Here is a 14,144-nt window from a genome sequence, read left to right as displayed (position 1 = left end):
AGTTGCTTAAAATAAAACGCCCAGATCGAGTCTGCATATAGCGTGAGATCTGGGCGTTTATTCATCTATTTTAATCAAGTTACAGCAATAACATTCAAATTTATTGATTATTAAATTTATTAATCTTTTTTCACTGCAAAACGGCCACTACCTAAAAACATCACCGCAATCGCAGCAAATAGGTAAAAACCAGCGCTTTCTGGTGCCCATCCCCCTGTTTTAGGGTTTAACGCAAATAAATCACCAGAGTGAACCATTAAGACAGCAACAAACATTGTACCTGCTAAAACAAGTGCTGATGCACGAGTAAATAGACCTATAATCAGTAAGATAGGTGCAACCACTTCCCCAATCACCGTACCATAGGCAATAAAGGCAGGTAGATTAAAATTAGCCAACATGCCCTGAATACCAGCTAATCCGCCCGGTTCCATTTTATGAAGCCCATGTAATAACATTAAAACGCCAAGAGAAACACGTAATACAAGTTTACCCAAGTCAGAACAGTCAACAAGTTGATTAAATTTATTAATCATAACGTCTCCAAATTCAAAATAGTGATGTGTGTTTTTAATACGTATTAATAGGTACACTATATTATATGATGAAATATTATGAATGAGTGTGATTTTTATTATCACTATTTGTTCTCATTAACTAATCACTTAGATTATTATTGCTTTATAACGTACTATTCACCTTTTCCATGATTAAGATCACAACTTTTTAACATAATAAACTCTTAATCACTCACTTCTCGTTATGCTATAGATATCTCATCTGACCAGTCTAAAAAGGGTATCTGATGGCACATTATTCTCATCTATTTTCGCCGCTTGATTTGGGGTTCACTGTACTTAAAAACCGTATTCTTATGGGCTCTATGCATACTGGACTCGAAGAAAATATAAATGATGCTCCAAAACTTGCACAGTTTTATGCCCAACGTGCAGCAGCAGGTGTTGCACTAATAGTGACTGGAGGGATCTCTCCCAATAAACAAGGTGTGTTATTGCCACATGCTGCGACATTGATGTCCGAAAGCCAACTGGCGACTCATCAGCTTGTTACTAATGCAGTTCATCAGCAAGGAGGTAAAATTGCTTTACAAATCTTGCATACTGGTCGTTATAGTTACCAGCCGAACTTAGTTGCCCCTTCTGCTATTCAATCTCCAATAACCCCTTTTATGCCAACAGAAATGAGTCATGAACAAATCGAACAAACTATCGATGACTACATTCACTGTGCTCAATTAGCCCAAAAAGCGGGCTATGATGGCGTTGAGATAATGGGCTCTGAAGGCTATTTAATTAATCAGTTTTTAGTCAGACATACTAATCAGCGAGACGATCAATGGGGTGGAAATATTGAAAATCGTTGTCGTTTCGCTTTACGTATTCTTGAAGGTATAAAAAAAGCAGTCGGTGAGCAGTTTATTATTATTTACCGTCTTTCTATGTTGGATTTAATTAAAGATGGCTCAGATGCATCAGAGGTACTTTATCTTACCAAAGCCGTAGAGAAGGCAGGTGCTACAATGATCAATACAGGGATCGGTTGGCACGAAGCGCGAATTCCAACTATTGCCACAATGGTACCAAGAGGTCAATTTGCGAATGTAACACGCGAATTAATGGGAAAAGTGAATATCCCTCTTATTACATCAAACCGTATTAATACACCACAAACCGCAGAAGCTATTTTAGCGGAAGGCTGTGCTGATATGGTTTCAATGGCTCGCCCTTTTCTTGCTGATCCTGAGTTCGTGCTTAAAGCACAACAAGGACGTGAAGATGAAATCAATACTTGCATTGCTTGTAATCAGGCGTGTCTTGATGAAATTTTTTCAGGTCAAACAGCCTCTTGTTTAGTTAATCCTTTTGCTTGCCGAGAAACCGAACTTCTGGTTATTCCAACCAAACAGCCTAAAAAGTTAGCGGTTGTTGGTGCTGGTCCTGCGGGATTATCTTTTGCAGTAACCGCGGCGAAACGTGGTCATCATGTCACACTGTTTGAGAAAGAAGATATTATTGGTGGGCAACTGAACATTGCTAGCCAAATCCCGGGAAAAGAAGAGTTTCAAGAAACCCTACGTTACTTTAAACGGCAACTACAACTCACGGGTGTCATTGTTAAAAATAATACTGAAGCCACTCCTCATCATCTTAAAAACTTTGACGAGGTTATTTTAGCCAGTGGTGTTACTCCTCACAGCCCAGACATTGAAGGGCAAGATAATGAGATAGTTAAAACTTACCTTGATGTTTTAAAACACCATCAACCTGTGGGTAAAAATGTGGTGATTGTTGGTAGCGGAGGTATTGGCTTTGATACTGGTCTTTATCTTACGCAAAAAGGGCAATGCAGTAGCTTAAGTCCTTGTGCTTTTAACAAAGAATGGGGCATTGATCCGACGCTTTCATCTCGTGGTGGCATCAAGCCCGCAGATCACTTTAAAGACGATACTAAACACATTGTGATGACACAGCGTAAAGCCGGAAAGATAGGTTTAAGTTTAGGCAAAACAACAGGTTGGATACACAGGCTAACATTAGAGAAAAAAGGCGTTAAATTCTTAACACACTGTCATTATCAAAAAATTACGCCAGAAGGTCTTGTGGTTGAACAAGATGGCAAACAACAACTTCTTATGGCTGATAATATTATATTGTGTACAGGACAACGCGCTTATCACCCTTTATTTTCACCTTTAGAAAAAGAAAACAAAACAGTTCATCTTATTGGCGGAGCGAAAGATGCCAGTGCATTAGATGCAAAACGCGCTATTAGACAAGGAACTGAGCTAGCACTCGCCATTTAAATCGTGAACATGACGATAAAATAGCAAAAAGAAACCCCACATAAATGTGGGGTTCTATTTTTTATTATTGATTATTATTTTTACAGCATCTTCCTGTCTTACTACTTACCCTTTTTACCCATTATTTTTTTCAGTTAATGGATTATCTGAAATACGATTATCTTCAGCAATACAGACTGTTGCAGTAAAGAGAACGTCTGTTGATGAGTTAAGTGCCGTTTCTGCTGAATCTTGTAATACACCAATCATCACACCTACTGCAACCACTTGCATAGCGATATCATTGCTAATACCGAACATGCTACAAGCCAGTGGAATTAACAGTAAAGAACCCCCAGCAACACCCGATGCACCACATGCACAAATTGCAGCAACAAGGCTTAATAACAATGCAGTTGGTACATCAACAGGCATACCCAGTGTATTTACTGCGGCTAATGTCAAAATAGTGATAGTAATCGCCGCACCACCCATATTGATGGTTGCACCTAATGGAATTGAAACAGAATAAGTATCTTCGTTTAAATTCATACGACGACACATTGCCATATTCACAGGAATGTTTGCTGCTGAGCTACGTGTAAAGAAGGCTGTTACACCACTTTCACGCAGACATGCCCACACTAATGGATATGGATTACTGCGAATTTTCCAAAATACAATCAATGGGTTCACGACTAAAGCAACAAACAGCATACAGCCAAGTAGTACCACAAGAACTTGTAAGTAACCTGCGAGAACTTCAAAGCCTGTTGTTGCGATAGTTGATGACACTAGACCAAAAATACCGATAGGTGCTAAACGAATAACAACACGTACTACGTTTGTTACTGCATCAGCTAAATCTTGCGTTAAGGCTTTAGTAGTATCTTTTGCGTGGCGTAATGCTAAGCCCAGCCCGATAGACCACGCTAGAATACCCATATAGTTACCATTGATAAGTGCATCAACAGGGTTTGCGACCACATTAATTAATACGCCTTTAAGCACTTCAGCAATATTTTCAGGTGGTGACAGTTGTGATTCATTAACAACCAGCGTTAAAACGGATGGGAACATAAAGCTTGCAACAACTGCGGTTAACGCAGCAAAGAACGTTGCTAACAGATATAAAATTAATACTGGGCGAATATTCGATTTTTGCCCTTGACGGTGATTAGCAATCGAAGCCATAACCAGTACCCATACTAAGATAGGTGCTACAGCTTTCAGTGCACTAATAAACAGGGTACCTAGTAAGCTCATCATCTTGGCAGCTTCTGGCGCTAACCAAGCAAGTAAGATCCCTGCGACTAAACCAACGAGTATTTGTTTGACGAGGCTTCCCTTAAAGAACAAGCTGAAGACTCTGGATTGTTGTTTATCCATAGCTATTCCATTACTTAAAATAATATTTAAAAAAGGCATTATTGAGTGTTTGCAATGCCAGTATAAGGAATTGAATCGCGCTGAAAAGCTGATTATGCAAAATATACAGCATTAACCGTTTTTGTTAACAATAAAATAACATAACTGTGATCATAATAGGATTTTGTTCTTTTTAGTATACCGACACGAAATGAAAGAAATTATTATTATCAGTAAGTTATACTTAGTTATCTTACTTACTTTTTATTTTATTTCTCTTCTTTTGGTTTTTTTTAATCAACTGATAGCCTTTTTTATTAACATTATCACTAACAATTATCCGTTCTGATCACCCCTATTTTGCATAAATAATAAACAGAAAAAAGATGAACAATATAAACAAGATAACGTTTTATTTTCTCTCAATGAATATTAAAAATTTATCTTTTATGATCTAAATAAAATACGAAACACTGCTTTTTATTATCCATCGTCTTAAGGTTTTCTTTTAAAAAATTCCCTACTCTGAACTCAAAAAGAGATTAGATGTCTATTTTTGAAGACTCAATACCTATGTGTAACTTGTGTAGTCATCGAGTTGAAAAATTTTCTGTCTAGTTTTTCCTGATTTTGTTAGAGTGTTGCTGTTTTAAACAATGAAAAATAGACCCTATGAAGTAGAAAACGGGTAAATAGATTACAACACCTATTGATTTTATATTTACCCCCAAATGACTCAGTTTTAGGAAGCCTTTTATATGGAAATCGTAAGAGAGCTATTCTTGGCGCTATGGCATCAAGATTACGAAACCTTAGCTAATCCTTCATTAATATGGATTATCTACATTTTATTATTCACCATACTATTCCTAGAAAACGGAGTATTGCCCGCAGCTTTCTTACCAGGAGACAGCTTATTAATTTTAGTGGGCGTGTTAATTGCTAAAGATACAATGGATTTTCCATTGACCTTACTTATTTTGACCGCAGGAGCGAGCCTAGGTTGTTGGTTGGGCTATCTTCAAGGGCGATGGCTTGGTAATACGAAATTAGTACGCAGTTGGCTATCGCATCTACCAGAACATTATCACCAACGTGCACATGGGCTTTTTCATCGTCATGGCTTAGCTGCATTACTTATTGGTCGCTTTTTAGCGTTCGTTAGAACATTGTTACCAACAATTGCCGGCCTTGCTGGGTTAAATAATACTCGCTTTCAAATTTTCAATTGGTTAAGTGGACTTTTATGGGTCGGTATACTGACCACATTGGGTTATATATTAGGTAACAGCCCACTATTTCGTCAGTACGAACACCATTTAATGAATATCCTTATGCTATTACCTGTTTGCCTATTAGTGATGGGATTAATTGGTAGCATCTGGGTTGTTATTAAAAAGAAAAAAGCGAAAGTGTAAGTTCTTCAAATAATATAAAGATATTCCGACTACCATAAAAAGCAGTAAGAAAAAATGACAAAGGCCTGTTTCATTTAATTGAACGGGCCTTTATTTTATTTCGCTATACACTCGCCTTAACACCCTCTCACTCTTTTAACTGCGGATATCTATTAAGATTTATCTCTTTTTTTTACCAATAAGTCGTTATTTAATTTCATTAAGCGGTAAAATTAGTCTATTGTTATAAGTATCACATCTATCTCTATTAAAGGAGTTAATTATGTCTCATCAACGTTCAAATGAAGATCTGCGTAGTGAATTGAAATCTCTTGCTGATACTCTAGAAGAAGTGCTGAACTCCTCTGCAGATAAATCCAAAGAAGAAATCCAAAGCTTGCGTGCAAAAGCAGAATCGGCAATCAAAGGCTCTCGTGCAAAACTTAGCGATGCTGGTCGAGAAATTGTCGATAACACCAAAGAAATTGCCGGAAAAGCGGATAACTATGTTCGTGAAAACCCATGGACAGGTGTCGGTATTGGTGCAGCAGTTGGTGTTGTTCTTGGTGTTCTACTAGCAAAACGCTAATTTATAATGAGTGATACTCAAAGACCACAGGGCCCCGCATCTGGGGTTCTGAATTCTCTCAGTAAAATTGGCGCTATTATGATAGGCATGGTTGAAACTCGCCTACGGCTAATCGCCATTGAACTGGAAGAAGAAAAAACGACCCTGATCCAGCTTATTTTAATGGCTGGTGTCACACTGTTACTCACCGCCTTTGGCCTAATGAGCCTGCTTATACTGATTTTTTGGGTTATTCCACCTGAATATCGAGTCTATACTTTAGCCATCACAACCGCTACTTTACTTTTCTGTGCACTGATTGGTGCCATCATGACATTAAGAAAAGCACGAAATTCCACCTTGTTGGGCGATACTCGCCAGCAATTGGAATTAGATAAACGTCTTTTGGAGCAATATCATGATGAACAGACAAAATAAGCAAGCGATCCTCGCAAGACGTAAAAAGCTGTTGTTGAATAAAATTCAGCAACAGCGCTCTGATTTAGGGCAAAGCACACAAACTTGGCTTGATGTGACAGAGCCTTATGATAAAGCGTGGCGAATTTTAATCTCTTTAAAACCTGCATTTTTAGTCGGTGCGAGTTTTATTTCTCTTTACAGTATTAAACACCCTAAAAAAATCATACGGTTGGGACAACGTGCCATCGGTGCAATTGGCCTCATTCGAGCAATACAGAAGTCCTTCAAAAAAACCTCAGATTGAACATCAATTTTTTTGTCTAAGAATGTTAATTCTTCTTAATATCCTCTTTTTCAATTTGCCATTATTGTATATCTCACACCGTAGTCGTGGTTATTAATTCTAAAAATAGAAAATTAACCAACGAAAATACAAATATAAACAGATATACATTGCAGATAATAGAGTTTGATTAGGAATAAACATCATGAAAAAATTTGAAGACATTGCGTTATTAGTTGCCCGTATTTTAATGCCGATTTTATTTATCAGCGCAGGCTACGGAAAAATTGGTGGTTACGAAGGTACACAGCAATATATGCAAGCAATGGGCGTTCCCGGTTTCTTATTACCACTAACTATTTTATTAGAATTAGGCGGTGGATTAGCCATCTTATTTGGTTTCTTAACTCGCACCACTGCAATCTTTACCGCGGTCTTTACTCTCTTAACCGCATTACTGTTCCACAGTAATTTTGCTGAAGGCATGAACCAATTAATGTTTATGAAAAACATGACAATTGCAGGCGGATATTTATTACTGGTTGTGACAGGCCCGGGTAAATGGAGCTTAGATCGTATTTTCAATAAAAACTGGTAATAACGAATTTAGAAATAAAAAAGATCCCCTTGGGGATCTTTTTTGTTTGCTTAAAATAAAACTTATTCATTATTTATATTTGTTTTAATTATTTTTTATCGCTAGCAAAGAGTTTTGGGATCTCGCGTAGGCACCACGATTTAGCTTCACCCATGCTATCTCTGCGCCATGCCATAATAATATTATTTTCATGGTGATATTCAGGGCCAACAACACGTAAGCGCCCTTCTTTGATATCATCTTCAATTAAATCAATCGGCATTGTCGCCACACCTAAACCTGCAATTAATGCTCGGCGTTTGTCTTCAATAGAACTAACCGTCAAACGGCGCTGTTTATCTAACAGCAATACTGTCAATACAGGGCGTTCTCTTGCTGTATCTGCAATCGCGATACCCCGATATTTTAAGCGAGTTTCTTCTGCTAATGGCTCTGGTTCGTTATGAATTGGGTGATCTGGGCTGGCAACGTAAACACTGGTGGTATTGTATAAAGGGCGGAAATTAATTTCAGACGAGGTACGAAAATGCATATCCGGTGAAATTACAATATCACATTTACCGCTTTCTAAGCTTTCCCAAGCGCCCGCTAAGACTTCGGTTACTAAAGAGAGTTGCGTATTGGATTTTTCAGCTAATTTATCGACCAACGGAAAGAGTCGAGATGCAGGAGTGAGCGCTTCACAAACAATAGTGATATGTGGCTCCCAGCCTCTTGCTAAGGCTTCTGCGTCTGACGTTAATTTGTCAGCAGCCTCAAGTAATATGCGCCCTCTATCAAGAAGCATTCTGCCAACATTGGTAAATTTAGTTCTATGGCCAGAACGATCAAAAAGGACAACATCTAAATCTTCTTCTAATTTTTGCATGGTATAACTGAGTGCCGATGGAACTCGATTTAGTTCATCAGCCGCAGCTGCAAAACTCCCTCTACGATCAATGGCATCCATGACTCGTAAAGATTCCAACGTAATTGCTTTGTCTTTACTCATTATACTTATCTCTATCAAATAATTTGATTATGGGCACCAGATTAACTTGCTAACAATAGACAGTCCATACCTCTATGATAAATATATTGATAATCTACTCGAAAAATACCGCTATGATAAAATACAGAACAGCACAACAATGTGGTAAAGCGGATTATGGCTGGCTACAAGCTCGCTACACATTTTCCTTTGGCCACTACTTTGACCCTCATTTTTTAGACTATGGCACGCTGAGAGTACTCAACCAAGAAGTGCTTGCCCCAAATTCTGAATTTAAAGCAAAGACCTATCCTCATGTGGATGTGGTTAATCTTATTCTACAAGGGGAAGCAACATACCTTGATAATATGGGACGTACAGTAACAGCAAAAGAAAATGAGTGCTTACTTATTTCACCGCATAATACTGATACGTATATAGAGAAAAACAGTAGTCCTGATACGCCATTAACCCGTATTCAATTATGGTTAAATGCGTGTCCACAACAAGAAAGTGTAGCCTCACAAAAATTGGTATTAGATGAAAATTTAAAATATCAATTATTAGCCTCACCTACCGGTGATGATGGCTCGTTAATGTTAAGGCAAACCATCTGGCTTTATCATATTCATTTGCAAGCAGGTGATGAAATTACACTGCCAATAAAAGGACAGAAAGGCTTTTTGCAATCCATAAAAGGTGGCACCTATTTGCAAACATCAACACAAGAAAATGGGCAAATTCAGTGTGGTGACGGGGCTTTTATTCAAGATAGCCATAGTATTACATTGAAAAGCTCGGCTGAGTTTCGTGGCTTATTTATTGATATTATCTCGTGATAATCAATTTAGATGGGCTTAAAAACAGAAAACCCTCGAAACACAATGTGAATCGAGGGTTTTTATGAGGTGAGTTGACCGTTAAGCCGGGTTCTGTCGTGGACAACCATTCATCTAGGCCAGAACTTGCGCGCTGGCTCCAGCAACCTACCCGGGTTCAATGCGGGCCGCACCATAAGAACCCCTATTTGGTCTTGCTCCGGGTGGAGTTTACCATGCCACAAACTGTTACCAGTTGCGCGGTGCGCTCTTACCGCACCCTTTCACCCTTACCTGATCCTGTAAACAGGCCATCGGCGGTTTACTCTCTGCTGCACTTGTCGTAGGCTCGCGCCTCCCAGACGTTATCTGGCACCCTGCCCTGTGGAGCCCGGACTTTCCTCCCCTCTATCCGTCTCCCCCGAAGGGACAACGATAAAGCAGCGGTTGTCTAGTCAACTCAGGGTGCGGATTATAGGGATTTTGGTAGAAAATGTATAGCAAAAGAAGCTAAAAAATCACTTTACTCGTCTTGAGCTTCACCATTTTGCTCAATGACATGTTTATAGAGTGCGTTTTTCTTCACGCCATAAATCTCAGCTGTGACTGCGGCTGCTTTTTTCAGTGGTAACTCTTTTTGTAAAATCGCCAATGTCCGTAATACTTCTGGAGAAAAATCGTCATCAACAGGTTTGTCATAACCCTCAACAATTAATACCATTTCACCTTTACGGCGGTTTTCATCTTCAAGAACCCATTTAAGTAATTCACCAACAGGCATACCTTGAATAGTTTCCCACGTTTTTGTGAGCTCTCTCGCTAATACTACATAGCGATCTTCACCCCAAACTGTCACCATATCAGCTAAACTATCTAACAGCCGATGTGTTGATTCATAAAAAATCAATGTACGAGGCTCTTCTGATAATGCACGTAAACAGTCCTGACGACTTTTGGTTTTTGCAGGTAAAAAGCCTTCATAGCAGAAACGATCTGAAGGAAGCCCAGCAGCAGACAGTGCCGTAATAGCTGCACAAGCGCCGGGTAATGGCACGACATTTATGCCATTCTTACGACATTGATTGACTAAATGATAGCCAGGATCGTTAATTAATGGTGTACCTGCATCAGAGACTAATGCGATACTTAGCCCCTGTTGTAATTTGCTAATTAATTGATCTGCTTTTTGCTGTTCATTATGATCATGTAACGCATACAAACGTGCGTTAATGGCAAAGTGCTGTAATAGAAGCCCTGTATGACGGGTATCTTCTGCAGCAATTAAATCGACATGAGACAGCACATCAAGTGCCCGCTGGGTGATATCGCCCAGATTACCAATAGGTGTGGGTACTATGTACAGTGTGGATGTCGTTACCGCTGCTCGATTAGGTTGATTCATTGTTTATTCCGAATGACCGATTTAAAATTGAGCATAATTATAAAACATCACTGGGTACAGTATGCTTTCCTCAATTTTTGTGCGTTTTAAAACAGGTTTATCCTATACTGCGATACTCTCTGCGCTGATTATGTCAGGTTGTACCCTGACGGGGCAACAAGAACAACCTCTCACTCCCGCTGCAAAAGCAGAAATGGAGATGAAACAATTTCAAAAAGTGATTGATGACGCTCAAGGGCTGGCATCTTTAGATGTTATTAGAGCCTATATTGGGTTAGAAACATTAATTACTGATCCTCAACTGCATCAGAACAATATTGATGATACATGGCTCACTCTAACCAAACTTACACCAGAACAACGCCGTGGTGTTGTTATCAAAGCAGATGAAAATACGCTGCAAGGTTGGTTAGACTTACTGAATACCTATGAATACAACAAAGACGATGCTGATAAGTTATCAACAGCGGTCAGAGAGTGGCAAACTCGCTATCCTCGTAATCCAGCTGCATTAACACTTCCAGCATCATTATTACGTCTTTCACAGCCTTCTGTGAGTGCAAGTAGCCAAATCGCATTATTGTTGCCTTTAACTGGGCAAGCAAAAGTTTTTGGTGAAGCTATTCGTCAAGGCTTCCTTGATGCGCAAAGTGGTTTACCACAGCCTCAAGCAATGCCAGCGCCACAAGCGCCTAAAAATGACGATAGCCTTAATTCAATTTTAGAAGAATTAGGTATCAAAAATACTGAAACACCAACAACTGATACAGCAACAATAGATACGGCAAAAGAAACAACAGAAAATACGCCAGCGACTCAAGATCAAGAAAAAGAGAGCTCAACATTTTCTGGTGATACAACATTACGCTTAGATCCGGTTGCGCAAAACTCTCGCCAAGTGATTGTTTATGATACCAATAGCCAATCTATCGACGTTTTACTGAAAAAAGTACAGCAAGATGGTGCTAACTTAATTGTCGGCCCTCTGCTAAAACCTGAAGTCATGAAGACCATTGAGCTTCAAAGTGGCTTACCTGTATTGGCATTAAATGAATTAGACAGTGTTCCTTCAGCAACAACCGTTTGTTTCTTCTCTCTTTCACCAGAAGATGAAACCCGTAATGCGGCACAACATTTACGTCAGCAACAAAAATCAAACCCATTAATTATTGTTCCTGATAATAAATTTGGTCAAAGAATGGCACAAACATTTGCTGATGAGTGGCAACGCACTGGTGGTGGCACCGTTTTACAACAAACTTTTAGTTCTGTTGAAAGCTTAAAAGCCTCTATCAACCGCGGTGTAGGTATTCGCATGACAGGTACGCCTGTTCTACCAACGGCTAATGCACCTTTACCATTAGAGACTCAATCTATTCCATCAGCAGGTGGTGCCATTGATTCTGTTTATATCATTGCGACTAGCGATGAATTAACCTTAATTAAGCCAATGATTGATATGGCAATCAGCACCAAGAAACGTCCACCAATTTATGTGAGTTCACGCAGTAACCAAGGTGGAACAGGCCCTGATTTCCGTATGGAAATGGATGGTATTCAGTTTAGTGATATTCCATTGATGACTGGAGCTAATTTGCCGTTAATGCAAAAAGCATCAAGCAAATTTGCGAACGATTACTCATTAATGCGTCTTTATGCTATGGGAATTGATGCATGGTCATTAGCAAACAATTACAATGATCTGACAAAAGGCACATTGCGTTTTAATGGTATTTCAGGCTCATTACGTGTTGAAAATAACTGTACTGTTTATAGACAACTTCCTTGGATGCAATTTAAACAAGGTAAGATTGAACCTGTTGCACAGTAATGCACGCATTTAGTTATCATTAAAATAAACCGCCATAATGGCGGTTTATTTTATGAGTGAGATAAAGAAGGAAATCATGGATGATTTTTTCTAAAAGCCCTTATTTTTTAGGGCTATACTATGAGCAAAAAGCGCTAAAATATTTGCGCCAACAAGGATTAGTATTGATTGAGCGTAATGTCCGATTTCCCTGTGGAGAAATTGATCTTATTATGCAGGAAAAGAGGACATGGGTATTTGTTGAGGTTCGTTTTAGACGTAACATCTTATTTGGTGATGCAATAAGCTCTATTACCACCTCAAAACGGCGTCGCTTATGGCGTACAGCAAAATATTGGTTAGCACAACGCCAAGAAAGCATCGAGACATCAGACTGTCGTTTTGATATTTGTGCATTTAATCAACGCCAGTTAATATGGTTAAAAAACATTCTCGATTATACGGAATTTATTCGTTAAATTAGATTATATAGGTCTTAACGTGCTTGATAGAATCAAAGTCTGCTTTACAGAGAGTATTCAAACTCAAATTGCAGCAGCAGAAGCATTACCAGATGCCATTTCCAGAGCCGCCATGATGATGGTTCAATCTTTGTTAAACGGCCATAAAGTATTAAGCTGTGGAAACGGTAGCTCAGCAGCAACAGCACAGCGATTTGCCGCAAGCATGATCCATCGTTTTGAAACAGAGCGCCCAAGCTTACCTGCATTATCGTTAAACACAGATAGCGTTGTGATGACTGCAATTATGGGGAATCAGCAGCACGATGAAATCTATGCAAAACAAGTGCGTGCATTAGGACAAGCTGGAGATGTGCTACTTGCTATCTCAACTCACGGTAACAGTAGAAGTATTATTAAAGCCGTTGAAGCCGCTGTTACACGAGATATGACCATTGTTGCATTAACAGGCTATGATGGCGGAGAGCTTGCCGGATTATTAGGCCCTCAAGACGTTGAAATTCGTATTCCATCTCAACGCACCGTCAGAATACAGGAAGTTCAGATGCTAACAGTCAATTGTCTCTGTGATTTAATTGATAATACATTATTCCCACATCAGGATGACTAAGGAGTTACTATGAAATTGCTTCCTATCACCGCAGTGCTGTGTTCTGCACTTTTACTGCAAGGTTGTATCGGCGCAGCGGTTGTCGGCACTGCCGCAGTTGCGGGTAAAACTGCAACCGATCCTCGCTCATTAGGGCAACAAGTTGACGATGGTACTTTGGAAGCACGTGTTTCTGGTGCTCTAAACAAAAACGAACAGATCAAGAAAAGCAATTCACGTATCGTAGCTACGGCTTATCAAGGCAATATCCTGTTAACCGGTCAAAGCCCTGATATGTCTGTTGCGAATACAGCAAAACAAGTTGCAAGTAAGGTTGAAGGCGTAAATAACGTCTACAACGAAGTGCGCCAAGGCGAGCCTGTGACATTAGGTACAGCATCTTCAGATACATGGTTAACAACCAAAGTTCGCTCTCAGATTTTAGGCAGTGATTCAGTAAAATCTTCTTCTGTAAAAGTGATCACTGAAAATGGTGAAGTGTTCTTATTTGGTATTTTGACTCGCCAAGAAGGGGCCGCGGTTGCAAAAATTGCCAGTGAAACCAAAGGTGTAGTAAAAGTAACCACTGCATTTACCTACCTTAACTAATCTGATTACTAATATCGTTTTTATATT

15 protein-coding genes and 1 other RNA gene are annotated in these 14,144 nt (G+C 39.3%); 11 read left to right on the top strand and 5 right to left on the bottom strand.

Features of this window, described 5'->3' with window-relative positions:
• Positions 1–119: 119 nt before the first annotated feature.
• Positions 120–536 carry a DoxX family protein gene (locus EHE21_RS03000; protein WP_075671373.1) on the bottom strand — a complete coding sequence of 139 codons (417 nt, stop codon included), beginning with the start codon at positions 534–536 and terminating at the stop codon, positions 120–122.
• A gap of 269 nt (positions 537–805) precedes the next feature.
• Between EHE21_RS03000 and EHE21_RS02995 the strand changes: the two genes are divergently transcribed.
• Positions 806–2,824 carry an FAD-dependent oxidoreductase gene (locus EHE21_RS02995; RefSeq protein WP_194951802.1) on the top strand — a complete coding sequence of 673 codons (2,019 nt, stop codon included), beginning with the start codon at positions 806–808 and terminating at the stop codon, positions 2,822–2,824.
• Positions 2,825–2,938: 114 nt separating this feature from the next.
• On the opposite strand, the gene sstT is transcribed toward EHE21_RS02995, so the two are convergent.
• Positions 2,939–4,192 (bottom strand): serine/threonine transporter SstT, encoded by a 1,254-nt coding sequence (gene sstT, locus EHE21_RS02990; protein WP_194951801.1) that lies wholly within the window; start codon positions 4,190–4,192, stop codon positions 2,939–2,941.
• A gap of 737 nt (positions 4,193–4,929) precedes the next feature.
• Here sstT and EHE21_RS02985 point away from each other — a divergent pair.
• From EHE21_RS02985 to EHE21_RS02965, 5 genes are all read left to right on the top strand, one after another.
• Entirely contained in the window at positions 4,930–5,589 is a 660-nt protein-coding gene (locus EHE21_RS02985) for a DedA family protein (RefSeq protein WP_088493778.1), read from the top strand.
• A gap of 262 nt (positions 5,590–5,851) precedes the next feature.
• Complete coding sequence (locus tag EHE21_RS02980) at positions 5,852–6,157, top strand: DUF883 family protein (protein ID WP_098941181.1); 306 nt, start codon at positions 5,852–5,854, stop codon at positions 6,155–6,157.
• 6 nt (positions 6,158–6,163) lie between these two features.
• Positions 6,164–6,574 (top strand): phage holin family protein, encoded by a 411-nt coding sequence (locus EHE21_RS02975; RefSeq protein WP_194951800.1) that lies wholly within the window; start codon positions 6,164–6,166, stop codon positions 6,572–6,574.
• Positions 6,555–6,860, top strand: a complete 306-nt coding sequence (locus EHE21_RS02970) for a YqjK-like family protein (RefSeq protein WP_228766727.1) — start codon at positions 6,555–6,557, stop codon at positions 6,858–6,860. The genes EHE21_RS02975 and EHE21_RS02970 overlap by 20 nt, the downstream gene beginning before the upstream one ends.
• Before the next feature lie 184 nt (positions 6,861–7,044).
• The gene (locus EHE21_RS02965; RefSeq protein WP_088493781.1) at positions 7,045–7,437 is read left to right on the top strand and encodes a DoxX family protein; all 393 of its coding nucleotides are present in this window, start codon (positions 7,045–7,047) and stop codon (positions 7,435–7,437) included.
• Positions 7,438–7,525: 88 nt separating this feature from the next.
• Here EHE21_RS02965 and EHE21_RS02960 read toward each other — a convergent pair whose 3' ends face one another.
• Entirely contained in the window at positions 7,526–8,428 is a 903-nt protein-coding gene (locus EHE21_RS02960; protein ID WP_036933024.1) for a LysR family transcriptional regulator, read from the bottom strand.
• 113 nt (positions 8,429–8,541) lie between these two features.
• Between EHE21_RS02960 and EHE21_RS02955 the strand changes: the two genes are divergently transcribed.
• Positions 8,542–9,246 (top strand): pirin family protein, encoded by a 705-nt coding sequence (locus EHE21_RS02955; RefSeq protein ID WP_194951799.1) that lies wholly within the window; start codon positions 8,542–8,544, stop codon positions 9,244–9,246.
• A gap of 66 nt (positions 9,247–9,312) precedes the next feature.
• Here EHE21_RS02955 and rnpB read toward each other — a convergent pair.
• Together rnpB and rsmI are read right to left on the bottom strand one after the other, a co-directional pair.
• Positions 9,313–9,688: RNase P RNA component class A (gene rnpB, locus EHE21_RS02950), an RNA gene on the bottom strand.
• Between the two features lie 60 nt (positions 9,689–9,748).
• Positions 9,749–10,627: a 16S rRNA (cytidine(1402)-2'-O)-methyltransferase gene (gene rsmI, locus EHE21_RS02945; protein WP_194951798.1), complete on the bottom strand. Its 879-nt coding sequence runs from the start codon at positions 10,625–10,627 to the stop codon at positions 9,749–9,751.
• 61 nt (positions 10,628–10,688) lie between these two features.
• Here rsmI and EHE21_RS02940 point away from each other — a divergent pair, with 61 nt between their 5' ends.
• The 4 genes from EHE21_RS02940 to dolP all read left to right on the top strand — a co-directional run bounded on the left by EHE21_RS02940 (position 10,689) and on the right by dolP (position 14,117).
• A complete protein-coding gene (locus EHE21_RS02940; RefSeq protein WP_194951797.1) occupies positions 10,689–12,458 on the top strand; it encodes a penicillin-binding protein activator in 1,770 nt (589 codons plus the stop codon).
• Positions 12,459–12,538: 80 nt separating this feature from the next.
• The gene (locus EHE21_RS02935) at positions 12,539–12,916 is read left to right on the top strand and encodes a YraN family protein (RefSeq protein WP_194951796.1); all 378 of its coding nucleotides are present in this window, start codon (positions 12,539–12,541) and stop codon (positions 12,914–12,916) included.
• 22 nt (positions 12,917–12,938) lie between these two features.
• Positions 12,939–13,529 carry a DnaA initiator-associating protein DiaA gene (diaA, locus tag EHE21_RS02930; protein WP_088493786.1) on the top strand — a complete coding sequence of 197 codons (591 nt, stop codon included), beginning with the start codon at positions 12,939–12,941 and terminating at the stop codon, positions 13,527–13,529.
• 9 nt (positions 13,530–13,538) lie between these two features.
• Positions 13,539–14,117 carry a division/outer membrane stress-associated lipid-binding lipoprotein gene (gene dolP, locus EHE21_RS02925; RefSeq protein WP_036933029.1) on the top strand — a complete coding sequence of 193 codons (579 nt, stop codon included), beginning with the start codon at positions 13,539–13,541 and terminating at the stop codon, positions 14,115–14,117.
• Positions 14,118–14,144 lie beyond the last annotated feature (27 nt).

Source organism: Proteus sp. GOKU (assembly GCF_015475555.1).
Classification (GTDB): Bacteria; Pseudomonadota; Gammaproteobacteria; order Enterobacterales; family Enterobacteriaceae; genus Proteus; species Proteus mirabilis_B.
The sequence above is the reverse complement of the archived record's forward strand: the minus strand, read 5'-3'. Positions and strand labels throughout refer to the sequence as shown.